The organism is Hyphococcus luteus (genome assembly GCF_002943565.1).
Lineage (GTDB): Bacteria > Pseudomonadota > Alphaproteobacteria > Caulobacterales > Parvularculaceae > Hyphococcus > Hyphococcus luteus.
The window spans coordinates 592997-618447 of sequence record NZ_PJCH01000005.1 but is presented as its reverse complement, the minus strand read 5'-3'; the positions used below and the strand labels follow the sequence as shown (position 1 = coordinate 618447).

Below are 25451 nucleotides of genomic sequence, written 5' to 3'. Positions count from 1 at the left end.
CTAGTCCTTTCCAAACACCTGTTCGCGCATAGCCTGCGGCATGCCTTTGCCCTGCATCATGTCGCGCCCCATGTCGGATTCCAGCATGGCGATCATGCCCTGCAGCTCTTCTTTGGAATTGACCCGCGGAAAGTCTTCGTCGGGAACCGGAACGCCGAGAAAGGCGCAGAGCGGCGCCCAGCCCTGTTTCGCTTCGAAGACGAGAAGCCGGTCCGGCCCGAAGGCGGCTTTGACCGCCGCGTTGTGTTCATTGAAGACGCGCCGCAGGGTGTCGTGATCGTGGATGTCGCCGTCGAAAATAGCGTCCACTGTTTTCCTGAGCATCGCCCGCCACGGCGTCCCCTCGATCAACCCCATCATTTTCGGGCTCAGGATGGTCTCCTGCGTCGAGTCGATCCAGCGCTCCGCATCGCGCAGCGAAAGAACGATTTTTGCGTCCGGATAAAAGGCGGCCAGTTCGCGCCAGTAGATTGAAGCGGGAAAATCCGTCGTGGCGGCATAGTCCTTGAAAATCGCATCCCAGTCCGGCTTTCCGGCGGCGACCTCGTTCCATAAATCCATATGCCCGGCGTTCGCGAGCACTTCGCTCATATGATAACAGGGGCCGAAGCCAAGCTTTTCCAGCGCCAGTTTCAAAGACGCCGTTCCCGTCCGCCCGAACCCGGCGCCGATTACTTTCAAGGCCATCCGCCTCTCCCCTTCAAAAAACGCGCGAGCGTTGCAAGCCGGCGGCGGAATGGCAAGACGAAAAAAGATTGACGTCTTTTTTTCGGTTGCGCCGTTGCGAACGAGGCCTATGGTCCGCGCCCAGATGCGTTCCGTTCCGTCCTTTTCGATTTTTCGCCATCAGGGCTATCGCCATTACTGGATCGCGCGGCAGCTGATCAGCGCCGAGCGCCAGATGGTGGCCATCGCCATCGGCTGGCAGATTTACGATCTGTCGCGCCTCACCCGCTCGATCGAGGAATCGGCTTTCATGCTCGGCCTTGTGGGGCTGACGCAATTCGTCCCGATCCTCGTTTTGTCGCTGCCCGGCGGCCAGGCGGCGGACCGTTTCGACCGCAAGAAGATCCTCGTCTATTCAAACATCGTCCGGTTCTTCGTCATTTCATCGCTTTTCGCGGCGAGCTTCATGCCCGCCCATATCGCGATCCCGGCGATCTTTTTCGCCGCTTTCGGCAATGGCGCGGTGAGCGCCTTCACGCCCTCGGCCTCGAACTCGCTCTATCCGCGCCTCGTGCCCCGGGACGAGCTGCCGCTGGCGATTGCGTGGAATTCGCTCGGAATGCAAGGGGCGGCGATGCTCGGGCCCGCCATCGGCGGCTTCCTGTTCATCGGCGGGGCCTATGTGGTTTACGGCGCCGCTGCGTTTTTGACCGCTGTCGCCGTCGTCATGTTCGCCACCGCCGAAACGCCGCCGCACGAACCGGTGCATAATGTGCGCGGGTGGTCGATGATCGTCGACGGGCTTAAATATGTTTTCAACAACAAGCTCGTTCTCGGGTCGATCACGCTCGATCTCATCGTCGTCTTTTTCGGCAGCGTCACAGCGCTGTTGCCGGTTTTTGCGCGCGACATTCTGATGGTCGGCTCGGAGGGGCTGGGGCTCTTGCGCGCCGCGCCGGCGGTCGGCGCCGCGATTGTCGCGTTTCTCCTCGCGGCCAATCCCCTGGAGCGCAAGGTCGGCCCGTGGCTCCTCGGCTCCATCGTGATTTACGGGCTTTCCATGCTCGGTTTCGGCTTTTCGAAAATTTTCTGGCTGTCGCTCCTGATGCTGGCGATCGGCGGGGCGGCGGACATGGTGTCGATGTTCATCCGCCAGTCCATCGTCCAGCATGCGACGCCGGACCATATGCGCGGACGCGTCTCCTCCGTCTCGTTCATTTTCATCGCCGCCTCGAACCAGCTCGGCGAGTTTGAAAGCGGCGTCGCCGCGCGATTCCTGGGACCCATCGGCGCCGTCTTCCTCGGCGGCGTCGTCTCGCTGGTCACCGTCGCCTCATGGCTGAAGCTTTTCCCGACGCTGTCGAGGGCGGACCGGTTTGAGGAAGTGGAGGGAGAAGCGAAACGGGAAACCTCGCCTTCCGCGACATCTTAGTGCGCGCGAAACCAGCGCGCCGCGCGCCCGTCCCGCGCCTCGGCGTGGCCCGGCAAGACATGGCTGTCGTCTCCATAAACCACGAGATCGAAATCGCGGCCGCGCGCCGCGAGCGCCGCCGCCATATCAAGCGCGTGGGCTAGAGGAATGTCATCATCGCGCCCGCCATGCATGATCAACAAGGGCGTTTTGAGCGCGTCGGCGAAACGCAAAGCCGAACGGCGCGCGATGATCGCTTCGCGGTTTTCGTCGAAATCCGGCCAGAGCGCCTGCGTCAGCCCGGCGTAACGTTCGGGATCGGAGTCGATGAGCCGTTCGAGATCGGTGAAGCCGCCATAAACGGCGGCGGCGCGCGCCGGATAGCCGTCGCGAATCGCCTGATAGACCATCATGGCGCCGCGGGATTCCCCGTAAAGATAAAGCGCGTCGTCGATGATGGAATCGAGCTCCCCTGCCAGCGCAGCCGTCGCCATCAGATCGTCGAGATCGGCGCCGCCCATTTCGTCGCGGCCTTCGGCGCCTTCGCTGCCGCGATACATGGGCGCAAGCACCGTAAACCCTTCACGCGCCATGCGGTGCATCAGCGGCAAAAGTTCCGGCGCGGCGTTGTTGCGGATATAGCTGCCGCGATTGAAGACGACGCCTGCGCGCGCGCCGCCGTTCCGCGCACGCATCAGATAGGCGACCACCTCAAACCCGTCGCTTTCATAGGTGAGCTTTTCAAAAATATAAGCGCTGTCGTTTCGCGCAGCTTCATATGTTCCTTCGTCGGCGTAGACGTCGACATCCGACGTTTCGAGCGCCTGTGCGTAACCGGGAAGCGTCATCGTTTCCCGCGATTTCAAGACGGATTGCGAGAAAGCGGGCGACAGCATCGCCGCGCAAGCGGCGGCGACGGCGAAAAGAGTTTTCACAAGCGTCTCCTTTTTTCGGCAAGCGCGGGCGTCAGCCCCTCGCGCCCTGCCTGTCGACCTCAACAAGAAAGCGCGGAAACCGGCAAGCCGTTTTAGGGCGAGACGCGCGTCAGATCGGGCGAAATGAAGAAAAAACGCAACAAATACCACGCCGCGCCGCCCTATTCGGCGGCGGCGACGTCTCGAAAGGCGTGATTAGCCGAGGCGAGCTTCTCGAGCTTCCAAGCCAGGCGGTAAGTGACGACATAGGCGTCATGGTCCGACAATTTGCGCCCGTTCACGGGCTTATCGAACGCCATCCCGGCGCGGACCGGGCGGATGGAAACTTTCGAACCGCTTGTGAAACCCTGAAGGTCCTGGGTCCTGAGCCACGGCGCCTCGTCGCCCTCCCAGGCGATATTCGTCTCGCAGCCCGCATCCGGCTGAAGGCAATGTTGACGCACGAAAACTCCGGGCAAGCTCTGCGCATTATGATCGAACCGGTCCGGCGCATGGCGCGTGTTGAAGTCGCCCGCATAGATGAACGGCCAGCGCCGGTTGACCGCGCGCGCCATCAGCGCGCCCATTTCATCGACCTGCTGATAATGGGCCGCGAGGGAGCGTTCAGGAGACACGCCCGACTTGCCGTTGGAATTCAAATGCGTGTTGAGAATCTGAACCGGCTCGGGCGCGCCGGGAATCTCGATGACGGCAATCATCGCGCCCTTATTGGCGAGACAGTCATAGCCTGCGCAACTCGTGCGCCGAAACGGCGTCATGTAAGAGGCTGCAATCGGAAAGTCGCTCAAAACATAGAGCCCCGAAGACAGGACCTTGCCCAGACGCTCGCCCTTCCCGAAGCGGCGCGCGCGCCTGAAGTCTTCGCTGATCTGCGGCGCGTCCGTATTGCTGCGGTCGGATGACAGGGGTCCGCGCAACCGGTTCGGGTAAGCCTCGCCGATGGCGAGCGCCGGCGCGGTGAACGCCTCCTGCAGCACCAGGACGTCGGGCGCGCGCCCCGCCGCATGCAGCGTCCGGACCTCCCGCGCGATCTCTTTCAGGGCGCGCCGGCGACCCTTCTTGATCGGCCAGGGGAGCCCCGCGACGTTGTAGGTCATCACGGTCAGCTCGGTCGACGCCGTTCCGCGCAGAGGATCGATTTCTATGCGCGGCGGCTTCACCTCGGACTGCAGCTCAGCCAACTGCGCGGGAGACGGATTATCAGGAAGCGACGAACAGCTGGAAAGCGCGGCAAATGCGCAAAAAGGCAGCGCCCATAAAATCGCACCCGTCGCGCGTCGGTGTTTTCGGAATTGCATAAGCAAAATGCCGAGCCGCCCAATCGCTCGCGCTTATGCTTGATCCGTGTGACAGTATTTTAAGACGTATGCAGATGTTTTGTGACAATCGCCGAAGGATGGTTAATAACCGCCGGCAATATGAAGCTTATATGTAAGAACGGCACGGAGTGCGGGCGGGCGGCGGCATAAGACGCCCTCTCCCCTGCTTTCACGGGGAAGAACGGGAGGAGGCATGGCGTTTCCTCGCCACAACCGCCTTATGGTGAAACTCTTCCCGACGCTGTCGAATGCGGATCGGTTTGGGGAGAATGAGCGTAAAGCAGGCTCGGCGCCGGACGTCGCTTAAAGCTTTCCTTGGAGAAACATTCTTCACGTTACGCCAGGAGCGGCGCCCGTCAAGTTACCAGTCGACCTTGCTTAACTCCTCGGACAGAATATCGAAAACGAGTTTGATCCTGCGGCTGGCGTACAATTCGCGATGCGTCGTAAGCGAGACAGGAACTGGAATGGAAAATTGTTCAGGCAGAACTGGTTCGATCTCGGAGCGCAGCCCTCGGTCGAAGGGCATAAGAGCAACGCCCAAACCTTGACGCACAAGCTCCTTTATAACGACGCCGCTCGTCGAACTGATGGAAAACTGTTCAGGCGTCAGTCTAAGCTCGTATTGGCGCAACCATTCAATCATGTCTTCGTTTCGCCCCAGACCGATAAAGTCGGCTCGAGAAAGATCATCCAGTTTCTGGACCGGCCCGAAAGCGCGCAAATATTCTTTCGCGGCGCATAAAAACACCGTGGTTTGGCCAACCTGTTTTGACATCAGATCGGAGCGATCCGGCGCGCCGTGACGAATAGCGATGTCGGCCTCTCGCTGCGCAATATTCCGTATCTCAATAGTACTCACTATATCGATCTGAATTCCCGGCGCAGTTTCACGAATTTTTTTCAGTATCGGAGGAAGAACTGTGGCCGAAACCCCGTCGGTCGCGGTAATGACGACGCGCCCCTCGACCGTTTGCGCTTGCCCGCTCGCAGCAAGCGAAACGCGCGTCGCCGCCTCGCCCATCTCCCGCACATGTTCAAGAAGGTCCATGCCCGCGGCGGTCAGCATCATTTTGCGGCCGGCGCGCTCGAACAACGTAACGCCCAGCTCCTCTTCAAGAGCGGCGACCTGGCGGCTGAGCGTTGGTTGTGTTTGTCTTAGCGCCCGCGCGGCAGCCGAAAACGAACCCTCCTCAGCCGTAGCCAGAAAAGCGCGCACCTGATTCCAGTCGAAGGCGATCGCCTGCCAGTTCATACATTTTTGTATAACTCAAATACTAATTTCGGCAATTTCTATTTGAAATTCGCATAGATATTCTTTTCCAGCGTTGGCCGAGCGCCATCGGTTCGGCGGCGTGTTTGATGCGGTGCGAAAAAGAAAAGCGGGGTTAAAGCCATGATGTCAGCGGGTCGGCAAGCGGGCCTTTTATACCTGTTGCTGGGCGTGACAGGCGCGTTCAGCACGCTCTATGTTCCAGGCCAGCTCTTCGTCGCGGACGACCCGCAGGCGACCCTGGAGAGAATTTCCGCTTCTCCATTGCTTTTGAAGCTTGGGATTGCGAGCGGGCTTTTTTCCGATGTCATGTTTATGGGAATGGCCGTCCGCCTTTTCCTTATGCTTGAGCGCTATGGCCGGTTCGCGGCAGGCTTGTTGGTCGTTTTCGTGGTTGTCGGCGTAGCGCTGCATTTTTCAGCCTTTACGAATCTCTACGCCGTCGCGCCGCTTGCCGAGGGCGCCGAAGCCGCGTCGGGGGATATGGCGGCGCGCGTCATGGAGCGCATCGAACAATACGAACTCGAAATGGGTTTCGTGGAGATTTTCTGGGGCCTCTGGTTGATCCCGTTTGGCTATCTGGTGCTGGTCTCCGGGGCCATCCCGCGCGTGATCGGCTTTTTCCTGGTTCTTGGCGGGGCGGGATATCTCATGAATTTTCTCGGCCCCTTGCTGCTGCCGGATATTTATGTAGGCACGACGCTTAGCGTCGTCGTCGCCATGGCCAGCGTCATTGGCGAGATGGGAGCGATCTTCTGGCTGTTGATTATGGGGGCCCGGAACGAGCGGTACTAGAAAAGGCTGAGCTCACAGTCCGGGAATGCGCCTCAAGTCACTCAACGCCCGTGTTTCGTCGTGAAACCCTTGAATGACTTTTCCTTATGCGCGCCAGAGAGGGGCAGGAAAGTTTTGCGGACTTGCGCTACCGCCCCTCGGTGACGTTCTCCCAGAACGTTTTGGCCTTATCGAAAAAGCCCTTGTGCTGGGGGCAGGCCGCTTCGCCGCCGCCGGCTTCGCAGAACTGACGCAGCAAGTCTTTCTGCTCAGCGTTGAGGCTGGTCGGGGTTTCCACCTGGATCTCGACATAAAGATCGCCGCGGCGGCGGATGTCGCCCCGGCCCGAGGAATCGAGCTGGGTCATGCCCTTGCCCTTGACGCGGAAGCGCCGTCCGGTCTGCGATCCTTCGGGCACGGAGATTTTCACGCGCCCGCCGTCTATGGTCGGCGTTTCGAACTCGCCGCCGAGCGCCGCCGTCGTCATGGGGATCGGCATGATGCAGAAAAGATCGGGCCCGTCGCGTTCGAAGAGATCGTTATCCGCAACATGGATGAAAATATAGAGATCGCCTTCCGGTCCGCCGCGCGGGCCCGCCTCGCCTTCGCCGGAAAGGCGAATGCGCGTGCCGTCCTCAATGCCGGGCGGCACGTCCACGGAAAGCGTGCGCTCGCGCCGGACGCGGCCCTGACCGCCGCAATCCGTACACGGATCGGAGATCGTCCGGCCCTCGCCGTTGCAATGCGGGCAGGAGCGTTCGATGGTGAAAAAGCCCTGCTGCACGCGCACGCGGCCGACGCCTTTGCAGGTGCCGCATTCGACCGGGCCGGAGCCGGGTTTTGCGCCCGAGCCCTCGCAGGTCTCGCAAGAAACGGAGCCCGGCACGGTAAGCTCGGCCTTTTTGCCGTGGAACGCCTCTTCGAGGGTGATTTCAAGATTGTATTTCAGATCGGCGCCGCGACCGGGACCGGAACGGCGTCCACCGCCGCCGCGCCCGCCCATGAACTCGCCGAAAATCTCGTCGAAAATATCGGAAAAACCGGCGGCGCCGGCGCCGCCGCCCATGCCGCCGCGCGCAAAGCCGTTGGCCCCGCCCATGCCGCCATTCTGGAAGGCGGCGTGGCCGAAGCGGTCGTAAGCCGCGCGTTTCTGGTCGTCGGAAAGGACTTCGTAGGCTTCGCCAAGCTCCTTGAACTTCTGCTCGGCTTCCGGGTCGTCCTTGTTGCGGTCGGGATGATATTGCATGGCGCGCTTGCGGAACGCGGACTTGATCGACGCCGCATCCGCCGTGCGCTCAATCCCTAAAACTTCGTAATAACACTGCTGCGCCATAAACTTTCACGCGCCCGTTTTTCGGGTTGTCGGTCTTTTGCGCCCCTCTCCCCGGGTCAGCCGGAAAGACCGGTCGATAAAGGGCCGCGCCATGGGCGCGGCCCCGCTCGTCCTTAGTCTTTCTTGTCGCCGTCGACTTCTTCGAAGTCCGCGTCGACGACGTCGTCGTCATCGCCGCCTTTGCCTTCGACTTCGTGCTCGACGTCTTCGGCGGCGCCTTCCGGCGCGGCGCCGGCTTTGTACATCGCCTCGCCGAGTTTCATCGACGCCTGCGCCAGCGTTCCGGCGGCCGCATCGATCGCCTCGATGTCGGAATCTTCGGCTTCAAGCTTTTCCTTCAGCGCAGCCAGCGAGTCGTCGATGGCTTTGCGGTCGGTCTCTTCGAGCTTGTCGCCGTATTCCTCGAGATTTTTCTCGGTGGAATGGACCAGCGCTTCGGCGCGGTTTTTCGACTCGACGCCCTCGCGGCGTTTCTTGTCGGCGTCGGCGTTGGCTTCGGCGTCCTTGACCATGTTCTCGATGTCGTCATCGGACAAACCACCGCTCGCCTGGATGCGGATCGACTGCTCTTTGTTGGTCGCCTTGTCTGTGGCCGACACATTGACGATGCCGTTGGCGTCGATGTCGAAAGCGACTTCGATCTGCGGCACGCCGCGCGGGGCCGGGGGAATGCCCACAAGGTCGAACTGGCCGAGCATCTTGTTGTCCGCCGCCATTTCGCGCTCGCCCTGGAAGACGCGGATGGTGACCGCCGACTGATTGTCCTCAGCCGTGGAGAAGGTCTGCGACTTCTTGGTCGGGATCGTGGTGTTGCGGTCGATGAGGCGGGTGAAGACGCCGCCAAGGGTTTCGATGCCGAGCGACAGCGGGGTGACGTCGAGCAGGAGAACGTCCTTGACGTCGCCCTGCAGGACGCCCGCCTGGATCGCGGCGCCGAGCGCCACAACTTCATCCGGGTTGACGCCCTTATGCGGGTCCTTGCCGAAGAACTGCGTCACCGCTTCCTGGACTTTCGGCATGCGGGTCATGCCGCCAACGAGGATGACGTCGTCAATGTCGCCGGAGGAAACGCCGGCGTCTTTCAAGGCCGCCTTGCACGGCTCGACGGTGCGCTTGATGAGGTCGTCGACAAGGCTTTCGAGTTTCGCGCGCGACAGCTTCATCGTCAGGTGTTTCGGGCCGGACTGGTCTGCGGTGATGAAGGGCAGGTTCACCTCGTAAGAAGAGGTCGAGGAAAGCTCTTTCTTGGCTTTCTCCGCTTCTTCTTTCAGGCGCTGCAGCGCAAGCTTGTCCTTGCGCAAGTCAATGCCCTGATCCTTTTTGAACTCGTCGGCGAGATAATCGACAATGCGCAAGTCGAAGTCTTCACCGCCGAGGAAGGTGTCGCCATTGGTCGACAGGACTTCGAACACGCCGTCGCCGATTTCGAGGATCGACACGTCGAAGGTGCCGCCGCCGAGGTCGTAGACGGCGATCTTCTTGCCTTCTTTTTTATCGAGGCCGTAAGCGAGCGCCGCCGCCGTCGGCTCGTTGATGATCCTGAGCACTTCGAGCCCGGCGATCTTGCCGGCGTCTTTGGTCGCCTGGCGCTGGGCGTCGTTGAAATAGGCCGGCACGGTGATGACGGCCTGCGTCACTTCCTCGCCGAGAAAGCTTTCGGCGGTCTCTTTCATCTTTTGCAGGATGAAGGCCGAGATCTGCGACGGCGCGTATTTCTCGCCGCGGCTTTCGACCCAGGCGTCGCCATTGTCGGCCTTGACGATCTTGTACGGCACCATCTCCTTGTCTTTCTGGGCCGTGGGATCGTCATAAGGACGCCCGATCAGGCGCTTGATGGCGAAAAAGGTGTTTTCAGGGTTGGTGACCGCCTGGCGGCGCGCCGGCTGGCCGATCAGGCGCTCGCCGTCTTCCGTAAAGGCGACCACGGATGGCGTGGTGCGCGCGCCTTCGGTGTTTTCGATGACTTTCGGCTCTTTGCCTTCCATGACGGCGACGCAGGAGTTCGTCGTCCCGAGGTCAATGCCAATAACTTTGCCCATTTCGTCTTCTCTCCGTTGCAGCGAGCGGTCCCTTTATTTCCGGCCTTCATATCGGCCCTTTTGGCGCCGTAAAGCGCCGGAAGCGGAACGCCCCTAAGGGTGACTGTTGATGGATGCGGGGACGAGAGCCGGAAACCGACCGCGCCCCCGCGTTCGAGCGGGATATAAGTAGGGGTGTTCAAGCCCGCAACCCATGGCTCGCGCGGGCGCGGCAAAAAATCCCCCGTCATCAAAGTCGCCTTCTTTACGGTTTGGCAAGCCTTGGCGCAGGCGCCGACGCCGTCAAGCGTCAATCCAGGACGCGCACCACCCTGAACCCCGTGTCCGGCGCCCGCCTTTCAACATCCGCCGGCCGGCGCGCCGCCGGGCGCGAGGCCGAGCCCGGCGCGTTCCCGGCGCCGCCCTTCACGACCCGTCGCGAACAGTCCCCGTCGATCCGGGCCGCACCCGTCGCCGGCCCGCCATGATGGCTCGGCGCCCAGCAGTCGAGCGTCCATTCCCGGACATTGCCGAGCATGCCGAAAAGCCCGAAGGCGTTATCCCGGGAGGCCGGCGACGGACCCATCTCCCCGGACGCGGCGCCGGAAGACATCGCTTTTTCCCCGCCGGCGCGGGCGGCGAACTCCCACTCCGCCTCGCTCGGCAGGCGATAATAAAAACCGGTCTTGGCCGACAGCCAGCGCGCATAGGCCGACGCGTCTTCATAGGAGACATTGATCACCGGGCGGTCGGCGCGGCCCCAGCCCTCGTCCGGGGGCGCATAATCGCGGCAACCGCCGTCATCGACGCACAAGGCCCATTGATCGAAGGTCGTCTCGCGCGTCGCGATGGCGAAACGATAGCCGATATTGATCCGCCTTTGCGGTCCCTCCGCAGGCTGACGACCTTCCTCGCCGCGCGGCGCGCCCATGAGAAAGGCGCCGCCGTCGAGCGCCGCCATGTCGGGACAGCCTGAACAGTCACTGAAAAAATCGCCGCGATGGCTCTCTTCTTCATTTGTATGCGCCGCCTCCACCGCGGAGGCGAGTTCGGCGAGCGCGGCCTGATCGAGCGCGGGCGCCGCTTCATGATCCGGATCGTCAGGGCCGGGATCGTCGGCGGCGGCTTCCTCAGGCGGCGCGGCGGGCTTCAGCCGCGGCGCGGACAAGGCAGCCAGATGCGTCTCTTCACCTTGCTCTGCATCGGTCTTATCCGCCGCATCCTGCATCTCGGCGACGCCGCTTTCGATCGCCGCCTCCCGAAGCCGCGCCGTCACGCTTACATCCGGAGCTTCTTCGGCCGATGCGGACGCCGGAAAGGCGTTATCCACCGGGTCGGTTTCCGCCTTTTCGGGCGCGGTTTTCGCCCGCCGCTCTTCCGGCGGCTTTTCCCCCGGGGCGAGGCGCACAAGCGACAGAGAGGCGTCCGGATCGGGCTTTTCCTGCGCAGATTGGTCTTTTTCGGGCGCGGCCGGCGCCGCTGTTTTTTCCGGCGCAGGACTTGCGGATGGGCGCAGCCCCGCGGCGAAATAGGCGCCGCCGGCGGCCAGGCCGAGCAGGACAAGAACGCCCGCGACAGCCGGCGCGGCGGGCAGGATATGATAGCGCCACGCATGCCGCGCGGGATGCAGGACCGCGACCGGTTGCTCCGTTTGCGGAATATTGCGCGGCGGGGCTTTCAGTTTCGGGGCCGGTTTTGGGGCTGGCTTGGAAGCCGCCTGATGGGGCTGCGGTTCCGGCGGTTTTTTCGCCTCGGCTGTCGAGGAGACCGCAGGCGGAACCGGCCGGGATTCGGATTTTGGCTCCGCAGGCGCAACCTGTTTCGCAGAAGAGGGCGCCGCCGGGTCTTCTTCGTGCGACCGAAGGCGGGCGCGTGCTTTCAACTCTTCAATGTCGGTAAGGACAAATCCCCAGCGCGGATCGTCGTCGCCGCCGCGCCAGCCGGCGAGATCCATGGGCGTCATTTCTTTGGCGCCGAAAGGCGGTTCGACGCGACCGATGCTGACCGGCGCGAGGCGGCGCTCTTTCCAGGCTTCGCGCGCTTTGGCGATAAGATCGGCATCGTCGAGCGCAACGCCCGTCCACAGCACGACGACCGCATCGATGCGGCGCAGATCGAACGCGCCGTCGTCGATCCGATATCCTGCGCGCGCAAGAGCGGTCGCAATCTTCTCCGCGAAATTCGCATTGGCTTTCGCGGCAAGAAGTTGAACGACGCCTTTTGCGCCCGGCTCTGTTTCCTGTTGCGCCATCATCCCCACTGGCCGCCAGCATATGGCTGGGCCTGACGCGCCTAGCGAACATGGACCCCGACTGCAAGCGCATCGGGCCCGCCATGGCGGAATATTACCGGGCCGTAAGCTGAAAAGGGCCGGCGCTCACGAAAGGCGGCCGCACGCCTCGCCAGGAAAGCCCGGCTCCATTATGCTCCGTAGAGGACCAATGGGGAGGGGAAAACCGGTGATCGGCCCCGTAATCGACAAAGAGGCGCCGCGCACGCCAGGGACCCTGCAATCCGAGCCGCAAGACTGGGCGCTTGCGCTCTTTGTACTGTTCGGCGCGGCGCAGATTATCGCCGCCGTTATTTTCTTTTTCGCCTATAACTGGCGCGAGCTCGCAGACCCGTTGAAAATCGCCCTGCCGCAACTTGCCATGGGGATCGGCTTTCTCGGCTGGGCCGTCATGGGTCGCCGCTCGCGGCTCGGCGCGGCCGCAGGCATTCTCGCCACAGCGATGATCGGCGTTTCCATGGGCGTCGTCGGACAGGTCTATCAGCTCGGCGCCGATCCCTGGCGGCTGTTCGCGATCTGGGCCGCTTTTGCGCTGCCGCTTTCCATCATCGCGCGCAATGACGCGCATTTCGCGGTCTGGTTCCTTATCGTCGGCATCGCTTTCTTTCTTTATACGGAGGAAACCTGGGGGGCGGTCATGGCGGGCAACAGCGTCGTCTCCCGCTCCACTGCGATCTACGCCGCCGGCGCCGCCGTCATTTTATTTCTGCGCGAGATAACCGCGGACGGCGCGCCCCGCTGGCTCGCCTGGCTTATCGCCGCCGCGGCGCTTGCCGCGCCCCTGTTCGGCGGGGTGATCAACCTGACCGGCGGCGCCGGGATGTTTGAGACAGGCGTCGCTGCGTCGCTGGCGCTTTTCGCTGTTTCCGGCGGGCTTTTCGCCGCCTATCGCTATTGGCGGCCCGACCGGCCGGTCCAGGCCATGGCGATGTTCGCGCCGGCCGCCTGGATTGCTGTATTCGGCCTGCGCGTGCTCTTTTCCGGCGATTTTCCGGACAGCGCCGGCGCCATTGCGGGCCTCTTCTTTTTAAGCGCGCTGTGGATCGTCGCCGTCACGGCGGTGCTCGCCCCCGGCTTGAAGCGCCTGCGCGATGAAAGAGGCGCGTCATGAGCACGGACAAATCCGCGCCCTGGCCCGCACCTTGGTATGTGGAGATGTTTCTCGCCATCGGCGGGTGGCTCGCCGGGATTTTCGCAGCCATCGCGATTTTCGCCATCGGCGTTGCAATCGCAGGCGACTTTAAAAGCGGCGGCCAGGACATCGCCGTTTGCCTGATCGCGCTTCTTTTCGGCGGCGGATTTATCGCGCTCGGGGTTTTTGTCGGCGGCCCGCAGAAAGGCGATTTCGCGCGTCATTTCGGCATTTCCTGCATCGCCGCCGGTCTTACCGCCGCGACATTCGCGGTCTGGTATCTCGCGTTCAAAATCTTCGATGCGGGCGGCGCGCCGGAAGCGACCGCCATCGGGTCCGGCGGTCTTTGCGCCGCCGCCATGCTCGCCGCTGCAGGCTTTTTTCTCACAAGACGGGTGCGCGACGGCATTTTGAGCTTTCTGACCGCGCTCGCCGTTTACGGCGTCGCCGTCGCCGCGCTGATCGTCCTGCACGCCGATGACGGCATTGGCTGGCATTCCGATCATTATGCGACGGCGGCTGCGGCGGCGTTCGGCGCCTGGCTGTTTGCGCGCGCCGAACCGGGATCGGTGCGACAGCCCGCCGGTGCCGCCCTGCTGATCGGCCCGGTGATCTATTACACCCTGATCACGAGCTTCCCTGCCTTGGCTTCAGGCGGCGATATCCACACGCATTGGCTGATCGCAAAAATCGCATTCATCGCCTCGGCGCTTTACTGCCTCTGGCTTTTGCGCGCGCGCTATGCGCCGGCGCCCCTCGCCGCCGCGAGCACGCTTCTCATCGCCGGGATCTGGGTCCTGCCCAACGCCGGCGGCGTCGCCATCCTCGCCCTTCTGGCCGCGTTCGCCGCCAATCATCGCGGGCTCGCAGCCGTCGCCGTCGTCGGCGTGATCTGGTTCATCAGCCGGTTTTATTACGATCTGTCGATGACGCTCCTGGAAAAATCCGCCTTATTGGCGGCGCTGGGCGCGGCGACCCTTGGCGGCGCGTTTTTCTTTCGCAGGCTTTCCAAAGATAGCGCCGGCGGCGAAGCGCAATCCGGCGGCGGCGCACAGCGCAACTGGCTCGCCATTCTCGGTTTCGCCGCGCTCCTCGCGCTCGCCTGCGCCTATGTCAATTACTCCGTCATGCGCCTTGAAAACGCCTTCGCCGAAGCGCGCCGGATCTATCTGCCCTTGGGCCCGGTCGATCCGCGCTCGCTCATTCAGGGCGATTACATGACGCTCAATTACCGCAACACGGCCTATCCGCCGTCCCAAGAGATCGGGGCTTTGCCGCGAACCGGCGAGGTCTTTTTGAAACTTGACGAAAACGCCGTCGCCTCTTTCTCGCGCATTCCGGGCGAGAATGATGTTCTGGATACGGACGAAATCAGGATCGATTACATCAAGACCGCAGATGCGCGCATGCGCTACGCGCCGGAAAGCTATTTCTTTCAGGAAGGCGAGGCGCATATCTATCAGCCGGCGCATTTTGCGATTGTTCTTGTCGCGCCTGACGGCCGCGCAAAGCTGACGGGCCTTGCGGATGAAAACCTCGCCCGGCTGGGCGAGCCGAATTAAGACCCGCGCCCAAAATCTTCAGGCGGTCGTGGACTACGGTCTTGACGGACCGGGCGGCGGCGAGGGTTGGCCCGCCGCCCGGTCCCGGCCCTTGCGGGGCGTTACACCACAACGCCGACGGTCTGGCTGATAAGCGCCAGCACGAAGACAAGGGCCGTGATCTGAAAAGCGAAAACAAATGTGTTGGACATGAGGATCTCTCCTTCAAAAGGCGCTGCTGAGCGCGTTTTCCAGAAGCGCCAGCCCGACGACGAGCGCTGTCAGGAGGAGTGAAAAAACGAAGGTGTTGGGCATGGGCGGCTCTCCTTTCGAGACGGGCTTTCCGGGTAGGAGCGGATGGCTCTTCGAGCTGTAACTCCTGAAATTCATATTGACGGTTACGGAATAGCGCCTATATTGTAACTGTTCAATCGATTTTTACTGGTTATAGAATGAGATTTTCTCCATATGCTTGGTCCGATAAGGACATGATCGGCGGCAACGCCGCCCTCGACTTCGTCAATACGGCCTCTGAATGGGCGGGCGGCGACCCGGCGGACCGCCTCGGCGGGCCCGAAGGCTTCGGCGCCTGGGCGCAAGCCGCGGGCCTTCTTGAGACTGAGGACATGGCGCTCCTCGAAAAGGAGCTCGCCGAGGAGCCGGAAAAGGCGGCGGCGCTGTTTGACGATGCTGTCTCGCTGCGGGCGACGCTGTGGCGGATTTTCAACGCGGTCGCGACCGGCGGGGAGGTCGCCGAAGAGGATCTTGAAACTCTGGACCGGGGAAAGGTCCGGGCCGCCAGCCAGTGCCGCATTGTGCGCGAAGGCGACGGCTTCCGCCGTCGTTGCCGGGACGAGGCGCCGGCGCTCGAGCGCGCCCTGCGTCTCATCATCGAGGCGGCCGAAGACCTGCTCCTGGACGGCCGGCTCGACCGGCTGCACGCCTGCGGCGGCGACAATTGCGAATGGCTTTTCGTGGATCTGTCGAAAAACGGCCGCCGGCGCTGGTGCTCCATGGCGACCTGCGGCAATGACGCCAAGGTTAAAAAATTCCGTAAGCGGAAGAAAAAGGCGGCTTAAGACCCGGCCGCAACGACGAGGCTGCATCGCCGTCGCGACGGGATAGACTTTTGCCCAGAAATGTGATAATATAACATAATATCAAAAAGAGAGCCTCCTGATGGCTGACAACCAGCCGCCAAGCCAACCCTTTAATAAAGACCACGCCGAAGCTTATGACGCGCGCTGGAAGCCGCTCTCGCCATTAAGCGAGGCCATGCATCTATTGTCGCGGGGCGCGCTGGACGGCCTTGCGGACAATGCGCGCATCCTGTGCGCCGGAGTCGGCACCGGCGCGGAGATTTTATATCTGGGAAAAATTTATCCGGGCTGGCGTTTTACCGGATTCGATCCTTCCGAAGCCATGCTTGGGGTCTGCCGCGCGAACCTTGACGCGGCAGGTCTTTCAGACCGTTGCGAGCTGCATCACGGGGTTGTCGACACGCTTCCCCAAAGCGCGCCCTTCGATGCGGCGACAAGTTTTCTGGTTTCCCATTTTCTGACGGATACGGATGAACGCGGCGCTTTCTTTCACGCTGTTGCGCAACGCCTTCGCCCCGGCGGCGTTTTCGTCAACGCCGATCTCGCGCCTGACAGGAGCGACTCCTCCTATCCGGCGCTAATGGATATCTGGCTTAACACGCTGGCGCTCGCCGACATGGATGAAGCGGGAAGAGACCGCTATGAAGAGATGTTCGGCAAGGCTGTGGCGGCGCATACGCCAGAAGAAGTCGAAGCGCTGATCGCGGCGAACGGGTTCGATCGGCCTGTTCGATATTATCAGGCGGCGATGATTTACGTCTGGGCCGCCCGCAAAAGCGCGGCGTAACCTATTCGCCTATAAATCCCGCGCGATGCGGAAGCCATTGTCGAATTCGCGCTTGGTCGACGCCTTGCCGATACGGTGGGCCGACCGCAGCCGCCAGCCGCCGGTGTTCCAGGCGCCGCCTTTTAGAACATGTTTCGTGCAATCGCCCGTCGCAACCGCGGACCCGTCCCCCGGCGCGCCGGCATGGGTCGGGTTCCAGCAATCGGATGTCCATTCCCAGGCGTTGCCGTGCATGTCGTAAAGCCCGAAGGCGTTGGGCGGAAAGCTCGCAACCTCGGTCGTCCGCTCACGGAACACGCCTTTGCCGCCGCCATAAGGATACTGACCGTTGAAATTCGCCTGATCGACGGAGATGGTCGGCCCGAACGCGAAGGCGCTGTCGCTTCCCGCCCGCGCGGCGTATTCCCATTCCGCTTCGCTCGGCAGGCGATAGGCCTCGCCCGTGACGGTCGACAGCCAGCCGACATATGTCTGCGCGTCTTCGTAAGAAACGCTGACCACAGGGCGTCGGCCGCCGCCCCAGCCATGCTCGGGCGCGGCCGGACAGACGCCGGCCTCGACGCAAGGCGCCCAGTCCTCATAGGTGATTTCGTGAACGCCAATCGCGAAGGGATTGGCGATAGTCACGTCGCGCGCCGGACTTTCGGCGGGATCGCGCGCGCCTTGTCCCGCGCCCATGCGGAAACGTCCCGCGGGCAGCCGCGCCATCTGGGGACAGTCGACGCAATCACGGAAAAAGCCGTCCTCGCCAGTCGCTTGCGCAGCAGCGTCAGGCGCCGACGCATTTTCTTCCGTCCCGTCTTCTCCTTGCACTTCGTCGCTCACTGACGCGATCAGCCGCTCCATGCCTTCGCTGTCCAGCGCGGCCGTTTGCGTTTGGCCGGAGCCGGTTTCAACACTCTCGGCGATCGCCGTCTCTGCGGGCGCGCCATCGTCACCGGCGCCGTCTTCCATCGCAAGAGGCGTTTCATTCGCCGCCGCAGGAAAGGTCGGCGTCGTTTCTTCATTCGCATCCGCCGCCTCGCTGTCGATCAGCGCGGCGATAGCGTCTTCTTCTTCCGGAAGCCCCGGCGTCAGAGAAACCTCTTCATCCGTAGACGGAGCGCCCTCCGTTTGCACAGGGCGCAGGGACGCCAGATTTGTCGCCGCATCCGGCGACGGATCGCCCGCCGCCGCAGCGCTCCGGTCCGGCTCAACGCCGCCGTCGATCGCATTCGATAGGCGGCGCTCGATCCCCGGCAGGACCAGCGGCGCCAGAAACGCCGTGGCGAGCGTCATGACCACCAGCCCCGCCGTCGCGCCAATCGCCACTTCGCGCGCGCTGAACCGGCGGGCGAGGCCGGAACGCTGCGGGCGCGCCAGGAAGGCCGGCGGCGCGTCCATGGTTTCCGGCTCTGCGTCTTTTTCGACGAAGGGCCGGGCGTAAAGCGCGGCCTCTTCCGGCGCCGCGTCTCCCTCGTCATTATCGGGCGCGGCCCAGACCTCGCCGTCCTTTAAAAGCGTGCGCTCTTTCGCAAGCTGGATTTCTTCGAGCACGAAGCGCCAGCGCGGATCGTCCGGCGCGCCGGTCCAGCCGGACAGATCCACCGGCGGAAGATCTTCAAAGCCGCCGGGCGGACGCACGCCGCCCACGGCCACGGGGATCAGGGTCCCGCGAGCCATGGCCGCCCCGGCCTGCTGGTGAAGGCGCGCAAGTTTCGCCGCCGCTTCGGTCCAGACCACGATCGCCGTTTCGTCGTCATCCTCGACCACGGTTTCCGTTTCGAGCTGCAGATCGCCGAGATTGGGATCGGGGCTGACCCTGCGGCTCGCATGCCCGGCGCTCGCCAGCGCGGCTGCGATTTTTTCTCCCAGCGCTTCGTCGCGCGGCGCATGAATGATCGATACGGACATCATGGTTAATGTTTCTGGTGCGTGACGAGCCTTTTCGCCAAAGCGCTGAAAGCTTTCTCCAACCCGCTCTATTAAGGCGAATCGGCTTCGCCCCCGAGAAGCTTTTCTTAAAACTTTGGCAAGAAACGGTCCGGCCCGCCTGGGGAAAACGCCGGCGGGAGCGGGCTTCCCAAATGTGTTTGTTCCTGTTATGTTCGATCAGCGTTTGGGAGAGAGAGCATGGTCGCGCAGATCACCACTTTCGCTTTTCACGGGGTCGATGCGCGGCCGGTGACCGTCCAAGTGCAGCTCGTCAATGGCGGCAACAACGCCATCACCATTGTCGGCCTTCCCGACAAAGCCGTCTCCGAAGCGCGCGAAAGGGTGCGCGCCGCCCTTTCCGCCGTGGGGCTGGGCCTTCCCGTAAAACGCATCACTGTCAATCTCGCCCCGGCGGACCTGCCCAAGGAAGGCAGCCATTTCGACCTCGCCATCGCGCTCGGCCTTCTCATTGAAATGGGCGCCGCGCCGGCGGACGCCGCCGCCGGTTTCGCGGTAATGGGCGAGCTCGGCCTTGACGGTTCGATCGCGCCCTGCGCCGGCGCCCTGCCCGCCGCGGTCGCCGCCAACGCCATGGGGCTCGGCCTCATCTGTCCGGCGGCGAGCGGCGCGGAGGCGGCATGGGCCGGCGGCGACGCGGCGATTTTGGCGCCGAAATCATTGATCCAGCTGGTCAATCATCTCAAAGGCACGCAGGTTCTCTCCGCGCCGGAACCCGGGGCGCTCGAGACTCCGGCGGCCATACCGGACCTTGTTGACGTCAAAGGTCAGGAGACCGCCAAGCGCGCCCTCGAGGTGGCCGCCGCCGGCGGCCACAATCTCCTGATGGTGGGGCCGCCGGGCGCGGGCAAGTCCATGCTCGCCGCGCGCCTTCCCGGCCTTTTGCCCCCGCTCTCGCCCAAAGAGATGCTCGAAATCTCCATGGTGCAATCGCTCGCCGGTCTGCTCGAGGGCGGGCGGCTCTCGCGGGCGCGGCCCTTCCGGGCGCCGCATCATTCCGCCTCCATGGCGGCGATGATCGGCGGCGGCGTGCGCGCCAAGCCCGGCGAGGCGTCGCTGGCTCATCATGGCGTGCTGTTTTTGGATGAGCTGCCGGAATTCGCCGCGCCGGTTCTCGATTGCCTGCGCCAGCCGCTGGAAACCGGAGACGTTCTCATCGCCCGGGCCAATTTCCATGTGCGCTATCCGGCCCGGTTCCAGCTTGTCGCCGCCATGAACCCCTGCCGCTGCGGCTATGGCCGGGCCTCGGGGCGCGCATGCGGGAAGGGCCCCAATTGCGAAGAGATCTATCAGTCGCGCATTTCAGGACCGCTTCTCGACCGCATGGACCTCGCGATCGAGCTTCCCGCCGTCACGCCCGCCGACCTCGCCGCGCCCGCACTGGGGGAAACGACCGCGACCGTCGCCGCGCGCGTCGCCGCGGCGCGCGAGGCTCAATATGCACGGGGGCGGGACGCGCAGGGAACCGGCGGCAAGGACGGCGTCACCAATGCGGCCCTCGCCGACGCCGACCTTGCCGCCGTCGCCGAACCGGATGCGGAAGGCGCGTCGCTCCTGTCCCGCGCCGCCGAGACCCTCGGCTTGTCCGCGCGCGCTTACATGCGCATCTTAAGGGTCGCGCGCACCCTCGCCGATCTCGAAGGGGGCGGCGGGGTCAGGCGCCGTCACATCGCCGAGGCGGTGAGCTTCCGGCGACGCGAAACGACGGACCGGGTTAAGGCGGGCGTTGCGCAGCCTGTGGAAAACCTTACGGATTTCGCGCCGCGAGCGCCCTGAAACGCGGTTCGTTAACCAAGCCTGTCAATCAATTTTCAAGGCGCGGCGCAGATGATGGGCCCGGTTGCGTAATCGGGGATCTTCACATCAATGCGGCAGGCAGGCGCCACTTCCGACACCGTCCGGGAACTGATCGTCGTATGCGACAGGGCCGGCGTCATTCGTTTCGTCTCGCAAAGCTTTGCGACTTTTTTCGGCGCCGGCGCGGAAAGCTGGCATGGCCGCGCCTTCTCGCCCGGCGACGACGCCGCGGCGCCGGGCCAGCCGGCCCGTTACCGGACCGAGGCGCGCGCCGGCGACCGGGCCTTCATTGTCGACTGGACGGAAACCGTGCTTTCCGGCGGCGAGCGGCTTTATGTGGGCGCGCCCCATGCCGACTCCGACGCCGCCCCTCAAGCCGAGGAAAACGACAAGACAAAAACCGCCGCCGCCATGTCCGAAGCCATCGCCGAAGCGGCGGCCGTCGAGAGCGGCGACGCCGATCCGAAACTGCAATTGCTGGCGACCATGAGCCACGAAATGAGAACGCCTTTGAACGGCATTCTCGGCATGACGTCGCTGCTCCTCGATACGACGCTCGAACCGAACCAGCGCGCCTATGCGGAATCCGTGCGCGAATCCGGCGTCTCCCTTCTGGCGCTGATCAACGACCTTCTCGATTATTCGAAGATCGAGGCCGGCCGTCTCGACATCGGCCGCGCGCCGTTCAGCCCGCAAGCGCTCGTGCAATCGGTGGCCGAACTGCTATCGCCCAAAGCCGCCGACAAAGGCATTGAGATCACCGCCTTCGTGGACAGCGCCGTGCCGGCCGAGCTTTACGGCGATGAAGCGCGGCTGCGCCAGGTCCTCATCAACCTCGTCGGCAACGGCGTTAAATTCACCGACAAGGGCGGCGTCGGCATCGAGGCGCGACTCGTAACCGAAAAAGACGGCGCCGCGCAGCTGGCCTTTTCCGTGCGCGACACCGGCATCGGCATTCCCGAAGACAAAAAGATGGCGATCTTCGATGAATTCACGCAAGGCGATTCGTCCGGCAAGCGCGAAGGGGCCGGTCTCGGCCTCGCCATCGCGCGCAAGATCGTGCGCGCCATGGGCGGCGACGTCACGCTAGAAAGCACGTTGGGAGAAGGCAGCGCTTTCACGTTCACCGTCCCCCTGGACGGCGCGGCGGCCGCGCAAGGGGGCCCCGCGCCCTTCACAACGCCGGTGATCGTCGCCACGCGTTCTTGCGTGCTCGCGCGCAGCCTTGAATTGCAGCTCGACGCCATCGGCGCCGAGACCGTCATCGCCGTAACGACGCCCGCCGCCGCCATGGAGGCGATCGAAGAACATCCCGGCGCGGTTCTTCTCTGTGATATTTACATCGCCGGGGAAAGCGCCCAGCCGCTTTCCCAAAAAGCCGCGCGGTCTTACGTGCTTTTGTCGCCGCTGGCGCGCGGCCGCATCAACGAGCTGCGCGAGGCCGGTTTCGACGGCTATTTCATCAAACCGATCAGACAATCGTCCTTACAAAAACAATTAATCGAAGACGCAGAGGAAACGCCCGCCCCCGCCGAAGAAAAAGCCGAAACCCCGGCCCGCGAGGAAAAGTCCTATCGCGTGCTTCTCGCCGAGGACAACCAGATCAACGCCGTCCTCGCGACCACCATCATTCGCCGCGCCGGCCACCAGGTCGACGTCGCGCCGAACGGTCTCGCCGCCGTGGAAGCGGTGAAATCCGGCGAATACCACATCATCCTCATGGACATGCATATGCCGGAGATGGACGGGCTTGAGGCGGCGCGGCGCATCCGCCGCCTTGACGGACCCATGCGCCGCGCGCCGATTATCGCGCTGACCGCCAACGCCATGGCCGCCGACCGGCAAAAATGCATCGCCGCGGGGATGGACGATTTCCTTTCCAAACCTTTCGAGCCCCACGATCTTACCGAGCTGCTCGCCAAATGGGGCGAAAGCGAAAGCGCGTGGAGCGAAGCCTCCTGACGTGACGCGGGTCGTTCAAAAAAAGCGCGCCTTCAATGCGCGCAAGGTTTGCTTGCGCCGGGCTGGCCGCCTTTCTTTAGCCGGAAAACGCGACTAGCGTCCGCGCCCATGACACAGGACGCAGCACACGACGACGACGCGGAAAACAGCGCCGGCGAAAACGCAAAAAGCAGCCGCAAATCATTGCTCGAGTCGCTCTCGGCCTATTTGCGCGCGCGCAGCATCGTCATGCTGCTGCTCGGCTTTTCATCGGGCCTTCCGTTTTACATGATCTATCAGAACCTTTCCCTCTGGCTGGCCGAAGCCGGGGTGGAAAAGGGAGAGATCGGGCTTTTCGCCTGGACAGGATTTGCTTTCACCTTGAAATTCCTGTGGGCGCCGGTGGTCGACCGCGCGCCGGTGCCGCTGCTTGAAAAAGTCGTCGGCCGCCGGCGCGCCTGGATGGCGGCGGCGCAGATCGGCGTCGCCCTGGCGCTGTTCGCCATGTCCGCCGCGGACCCGCAAGGAAATCTTCTCATCGTCGCCGCCATCGCCGTGGGGCTCGCCTTCGCCGCCGCAACGCAGGACATCGCCATCGACGCCTGGCGCATCGAAGCCGCGACGGACGAGGAACAGGGCGTCATGGCGGCGATGTATCAATATGGCTACCGCGTCGCCATCATGGTGGCGGGCGCCGGCGCGCTGATCGTCGCCGATTACGTCAACTGGTCCGCCGCTTATCAGTTCATGGCGCTGCTTATGGGCGTCGGTTTTTTGACCGCGATTTTCGCGCCGAAAGTCGAAGTGCGCGATTATGTGCCGCCTGAAAGCGCGCCCCTCGCCGAGACTGTCTCCAAATCCGTCATCGGCCCGTTCCGCGATTTTTTCGAGCGCTATGGCGTTCACGCGCTCGTCATTCTCTTGTTCATCGCCCTCTTCCGGGTGCCGGATTTTCTCATGGGCTACATGACGGGCCCGCTCTATATCGATCTTGGCTATGACAAGACGACCATCGGCGCGATCCGGTCAGGGGTCGGGCTTTTCGCCACCCTCGGCGGAGTGTTTGTCGGCGGGCTTGTGGTTGCGCGCCTCAGTTTCAAATGGAGTTTGTTGATCGGCGTCCTCGCGCAATCGCTGACCAATCTCATCTATAGCTGGCTCGCGCTTTCCGACGCGACGACAGGCGGGCTCGCCTTCGCCGTCGTTATCGACAACATCGCTTACGGCGCGGCGGGGACGATCCTGATCGCTTACATGTCGAGCCTGACGAACACCGCCTTCACGGCGACGCAATATGCGCTCTTCAGTTCGTTCTATGCGCTGCCCGGTAAATTTGTCGGCGGCTTCTCCGGCTTCATGGTGGAGAGCCTCGGTTTCGCCTGGTTCTTCGCCGTCACGGCGATCATCGGGATCCCGGCGGCAATCCTCGTGTTCTTTTTGAAATATTCCGAAGAACGCTTTTCCTTCGACCGCAAACAGGCGAGCGCCGAGCTCGAGGCCGCTGATTAACCCGCCGCGAGACAGTCTTCGAGGTCGGGTTTTTCTCCGGCGGAATGGGTCGCCGTCGCGTCCACATGGGCGACTTTCGAAACGCCGGTTTCGTCCGGATACAGAATAAGGATCAGCGTGCAGGTGGTGAGCGCGTAACGGCGATATTCACCCGCGCCCTCCTTGCGGGTCAGCGCCGGGGCGCCGAACATCTCATCAATGGCGCTGGCGCGCGCGCCCAGAATATCAGCGAGACGATAAACCGGCTCGGCCGGCGCCGGAGGCGCGGTTACAGGCGCTTCAGCGCTTTCCGGCGCAGAGGCGCAGGCCGCGGCGAGCGAAAAGAGCCCGAAGAAAGCGCAATGTCTGAACCGCATAAGACCCGGTAAATCCTCTATAAACAGACGCCGGACGATAGGGGCGCCCCGCATTCAACTCAAGCGCGAGCAGATTAATAAAGCGAAAAGGCGGCGCGCCTTGCTTCTCAGCCGCCCGCTTCCTATAAGCCGCCCTTTATGAATTTTTGAGCTCAAGCTGACCACGAAGGATAGCAAATGACAGACGCCGCACTCGACGTAATCGGCGTCGGCAACGCCATTGTCGACGTTCTCGCCAAAGCCGACGACGCCTTTTTGAAGACCCACGACATCCCGAAAGGCGGAATGCTCCTCATCGACGAGGACCAGGCGAAAACGGTTTACGAAGACATGGCCGCGGGCGTTGAAGTTTCCGGCGGGTCCGCGGCGAACTCCATCGCCTGCATCGCCTCGCTCGGCGGCAAGGGCGGTTTTGTCGGCAAGGTGTCCGCTGACGCGCTGGGCGATATTTTCCGTCACGACCTGCGCGCGCTGGGCGTCGAATTCGAAACCAAGCCGCTTGAAGGCGACGGCCCGGGGACCGGGCGCTGTCTCGTCAATGTGACGCCGGACGCCCAGCGCTCCATGATGACCTTTCTCGGCTCCGCCGGCCTCGTCTCCGCGGACGATATCGACGAAAGCCAGATCGCCCGCGCCGCCATCACCTTTTTCGAGGGCTATCTTTTCGAACAGCCCGAAGCCAGGAAGGCGTTCGTGCGGGCCTGCGCCATCGCCAAGCGCGAAGGCAAGCGCTCCGCGCTGACCCTTTCCGACGCCGGCTGCGTCGAGCGCCAGTTCGACGAACTCAAACAGTTCATCCCCGAGCATATCGACATCCTGCTCGCCAATGACGACGAGGCGAAAGCGCTGTTCGGTTCAGACGACATCGCCGTCATTGCCGACAAGGCGCGCAAGATGTGCGAATTAACCGCCGTCACCATGTCGGAAAAGGGGTCGGTTCTGATCCCGCGCGATGGCGACATCGTCGAGGTTGCGGCCGTCAAACCGCCGCAGCTGGAAGACACGACCGGCGCCGGCGACGCTTACGCGGCGGGCCTGCTTTACGGGCTGGCGCGCGGCTATGAGCTGGAGACCGCCGGCGCGCTCGGCTCCATCGCGGCGAGCGAAGTGATCAGCCATGTGGGCGCCCGGCCGGAACAGCCGCTGAAAGCCCTCGCGGAAAAGGCCGGCCTGCTCTAAAGAGCCTGGCGCAAATACATGCGCAGCCGCATGAAGCTGAAGGACAGATGTTCGCCTGCAAAAAACCGATGCGGTCAAGGCTCTTTCTCTTTAAGAATTAGAGCCGAAGCCGTATCGGGGCGTGGAAAGAAACGTCTGGTCTTCCTCTGTCGCAAAAG

Annotated in this window: 19 protein-coding genes; 10 read left to right on the top strand and 9 right to left on the bottom strand. The window is 63.1% G+C overall.

The window, feature by feature from the left end; translation table 11 throughout:
• Window positions 1-687, bottom strand: coding sequence for a sulfotransferase family protein (locus CW354_RS07920; protein ID WP_165793584.1), 687 nt, complete (start codon window positions 685-687; stop codon window positions 1-3).
• A 109-nt stretch (window positions 688-796) separates the two neighbouring features.
• Between CW354_RS07920 and CW354_RS07915 the strand changes: the two genes are divergently transcribed.
• Window positions 797-2098 carry an MFS transporter gene (locus CW354_RS07915; RefSeq protein WP_207764719.1) on the top strand — a complete coding sequence of 434 codons (1302 nt, stop codon included), beginning with the start codon at window positions 797-799 and terminating at the stop codon, window positions 2096-2098.
• Here CW354_RS07915 and CW354_RS07910 read toward each other — a convergent pair.
• The 3 genes from CW354_RS07910 to CW354_RS07900 form a co-directional block, all read right to left on the bottom strand.
• Window positions 2095-3012, bottom strand: coding sequence for an alpha/beta hydrolase family protein (locus CW354_RS07910; RefSeq protein ID WP_104829468.1), 918 nt, complete (start codon window positions 3010-3012; stop codon window positions 2095-2097). The two genes, CW354_RS07915 and CW354_RS07910, sit on opposite strands and share 4 nt — an antisense overlap.
• A 161-nt stretch (window positions 3013-3173) precedes the next feature.
• Window positions 3174-4193 carry an endonuclease/exonuclease/phosphatase family protein gene (locus tag CW354_RS07905; RefSeq protein ID WP_104829467.1) on the bottom strand — a complete coding sequence of 340 codons (1020 nt, stop codon included), beginning with the start codon at window positions 4191-4193 and terminating at the stop codon, window positions 3174-3176.
• Between the two features lie 499 nt (window positions 4194-4692).
• Complete coding sequence (locus tag CW354_RS07900; protein ID WP_104829466.1) at window positions 4693-5586, bottom strand: LysR family transcriptional regulator; 894 nt, start codon at window positions 5584-5586, stop codon at window positions 4693-4695.
• Between the two features lie 141 nt (window positions 5587-5727).
• On the opposite strand from CW354_RS07900, the gene CW354_RS07895 reads away from it, so the two are divergent.
• Window positions 5728-6399 (top strand): DUF4386 domain-containing protein, encoded by a 672-nt coding sequence (locus tag CW354_RS07895; RefSeq protein ID WP_104829465.1) that lies wholly within the window; start codon window positions 5728-5730, stop codon window positions 6397-6399.
• 127 nt (window positions 6400-6526) lie between these two features.
• On the opposite strand, the gene dnaJ is transcribed toward CW354_RS07895, so the two are convergent.
• From dnaJ to CW354_RS07880, 3 genes are all read right to left on the bottom strand, one after another.
• Entirely contained in the window at window positions 6527-7711 is a 1185-nt protein-coding gene (gene dnaJ, locus CW354_RS07890; RefSeq protein ID WP_104829464.1) for a molecular chaperone DnaJ, read from the bottom strand.
• A gap of 113 nt (window positions 7712-7824) precedes the next feature.
• Window positions 7825-9750, bottom strand: coding sequence for a molecular chaperone DnaK (dnaK, locus tag CW354_RS07885; RefSeq protein WP_104829463.1), 1926 nt, complete (start codon window positions 9748-9750; stop codon window positions 7825-7827).
• 289 nt (window positions 9751-10039) lie between these two features.
• Complete coding sequence (locus CW354_RS07880; protein WP_104829462.1) at window positions 10040-11983, bottom strand: SUMF1/EgtB/PvdO family nonheme iron enzyme; 1944 nt, start codon at window positions 11981-11983, stop codon at window positions 10040-10042.
• Window positions 11984-12188: 205 nt separating this feature from the next.
• Between CW354_RS07880 and CW354_RS07875 the strand changes: the two genes are divergently transcribed.
• From CW354_RS07875 to CW354_RS07860, 4 genes are all read left to right on the top strand, one after another.
• Window positions 12189-13130, top strand: a complete 942-nt coding sequence (locus tag CW354_RS07875) for a DUF2157 domain-containing protein (protein ID WP_165793583.1) — start codon at window positions 12189-12191, stop codon at window positions 13128-13130.
• Window positions 13127-14713, top strand: coding sequence for a GDYXXLXY domain-containing protein (locus CW354_RS07870; protein WP_104829460.1), 1587 nt, complete (start codon window positions 13127-13129; stop codon window positions 14711-14713). The genes CW354_RS07875 and CW354_RS07870 overlap by 4 nt, the downstream gene beginning before the upstream one ends.
• Before the next feature lie 431 nt (window positions 14714-15144).
• Window positions 15145-15771 (top strand): CGNR zinc finger domain-containing protein, encoded by a 627-nt coding sequence (locus CW354_RS07865; protein WP_104829459.1) that lies wholly within the window; start codon window positions 15145-15147, stop codon window positions 15769-15771.
• 100 nt (window positions 15772-15871) lie between these two features.
• Complete coding sequence (locus CW354_RS07860) at window positions 15872-16579, top strand: class I SAM-dependent methyltransferase (protein ID WP_104829458.1); 708 nt, start codon at window positions 15872-15874, stop codon at window positions 16577-16579.
• A gap of 9 nt (window positions 16580-16588) precedes the next feature.
• Here CW354_RS07860 and CW354_RS07855 read toward each other — a convergent pair whose 3' ends face one another.
• The gene (locus tag CW354_RS07855) at window positions 16589-18475 is read right to left on the bottom strand and encodes a formylglycine-generating enzyme family protein (RefSeq protein ID WP_104829457.1); all 1887 of its coding nucleotides are present in this window, start codon (window positions 18473-18475) and stop codon (window positions 16589-16591) included.
• Window positions 18476-18691: 216 nt separating this feature from the next.
• Between CW354_RS07855 and CW354_RS07850 the strand changes: the two genes are divergently transcribed.
• The 3 genes from CW354_RS07850 to CW354_RS07840 all read left to right on the top strand — a co-directional run bounded on the left by CW354_RS07850 (window position 18692) and on the right by CW354_RS07840 (window position 23758).
• Complete coding sequence (locus tag CW354_RS07850) at window positions 18692-20287, top strand: YifB family Mg chelatase-like AAA ATPase (RefSeq protein WP_104829456.1); 1596 nt, start codon at window positions 18692-18694, stop codon at window positions 20285-20287.
• A gap of 90 nt (window positions 20288-20377) precedes the next feature.
• Window positions 20378-22270, top strand: a complete 1893-nt coding sequence (locus CW354_RS07845) for a response regulator (RefSeq protein ID WP_104829455.1) — start codon at window positions 20378-20380, stop codon at window positions 22268-22270.
• Window positions 22271-22378: 108 nt separating this feature from the next.
• Entirely contained in the window at window positions 22379-23758 is a 1380-nt protein-coding gene (locus CW354_RS07840; RefSeq protein WP_104829454.1) for an AmpG family muropeptide MFS transporter, read from the top strand.
• On the opposite strand, the gene CW354_RS07835 is transcribed toward CW354_RS07840, so the two are convergent.
• Window positions 23755-24114, bottom strand: a complete 360-nt coding sequence (locus tag CW354_RS07835; RefSeq protein ID WP_104829453.1) for a hypothetical protein — start codon at window positions 24112-24114, stop codon at window positions 23755-23757. The two genes, CW354_RS07840 and CW354_RS07835, sit on opposite strands and share 4 nt — an antisense overlap.
• A 177-nt stretch (window positions 24115-24291) precedes the next feature.
• On the opposite strand from CW354_RS07835, the gene CW354_RS07830 reads away from it, so the two are divergent.
• A complete protein-coding gene (locus CW354_RS07830; RefSeq protein ID WP_104829452.1) occupies window positions 24292-25293 on the top strand; it encodes an adenosine kinase in 1002 nt (333 codons plus the stop codon).
• Window positions 25294-25451: the final 158 nt, after the last annotated feature.

What these genes read in the sequence shown, in the direction of transcription:
- CW354_RS07920 (WP_165793584.1), bottom strand. Translation starts at nt 687, where the DNA reads ATGGCCTTGAAAGTAATCGGCGCCGGGTTCGGGCGGACGGGAACGGCG.
- CW354_RS07915 (WP_207764719.1), top strand. Translation starts at nt 797, where the DNA reads ATGGTCCGCGCCCAGATGCGTTCCGTTCCGTCCTTTTCGATTTTTCGC.
- CW354_RS07900 (WP_104829466.1), bottom strand. Translation starts at nt 5,586, where the DNA reads ATGAACTGGCAGGCGATCGCCTTCGACTGGAATCAGGTGCGCGCTTTT.
- CW354_RS07895 (WP_104829465.1), top strand. Translation starts at nt 5,728, where the DNA reads ATGATGTCAGCGGGTCGGCAAGCGGGCCTTTTATACCTGTTGCTGGGC.
- dnaJ (WP_104829464.1), bottom strand. Translation starts at nt 7,711, where the DNA reads ATGGCGCAGCAGTGTTATTACGAAGTTTTAGGGATTGAGCGCACGGCG.
- dnaK (WP_104829463.1), bottom strand. Translation starts at nt 9,750, where the DNA reads ATGGGCAAAGTTATTGGCATTGACCTCGGGACGACGAACTCCTGCGTC.
- CW354_RS07880 (WP_104829462.1), bottom strand. Translation starts at nt 11,983, where the DNA reads ATGATGGCGCAACAGGAAACAGAGCCGGGCGCAAAAGGCGTCGTTCAA.
- CW354_RS07870 (WP_104829460.1), top strand. Translation starts at nt 13,127, where the DNA reads ATGAGCACGGACAAATCCGCGCCCTGGCCCGCACCTTGGTATGTGGAG.
- CW354_RS07865 (WP_104829459.1), top strand. Translation starts at nt 15,145, where the DNA reads ATGAGATTTTCTCCATATGCTTGGTCCGATAAGGACATGATCGGCGGC.
- CW354_RS07860 (WP_104829458.1), top strand. Translation starts at nt 15,872, where the DNA reads ATGGCTGACAACCAGCCGCCAAGCCAACCCTTTAATAAAGACCACGCC.
- CW354_RS07855 (WP_104829457.1), bottom strand. Translation starts at nt 18,475, where the DNA reads ATGATGTCCGTATCGATCATTCATGCGCCGCGCGACGAAGCGCTGGGA.
- CW354_RS07850 (WP_104829456.1), top strand. Translation starts at nt 18,692, where the DNA reads ATGGTCGCGCAGATCACCACTTTCGCTTTTCACGGGGTCGATGCGCGG.
- CW354_RS07845 (WP_104829455.1), top strand. Translation starts at nt 20,378, where the DNA reads ATGCGGCAGGCAGGCGCCACTTCCGACACCGTCCGGGAACTGATCGTC.
- CW354_RS07840 (WP_104829454.1), top strand. Translation starts at nt 22,379, where the DNA reads ATGACACAGGACGCAGCACACGACGACGACGCGGAAAACAGCGCCGGC.
- CW354_RS07835 (WP_104829453.1), bottom strand. Translation starts at nt 24,114, where the DNA reads ATGCGGTTCAGACATTGCGCTTTCTTCGGGCTCTTTTCGCTCGCCGCG.
- CW354_RS07830 (WP_104829452.1), top strand. Translation starts at nt 24,292, where the DNA reads ATGACAGACGCCGCACTCGACGTAATCGGCGTCGGCAACGCCATTGTC.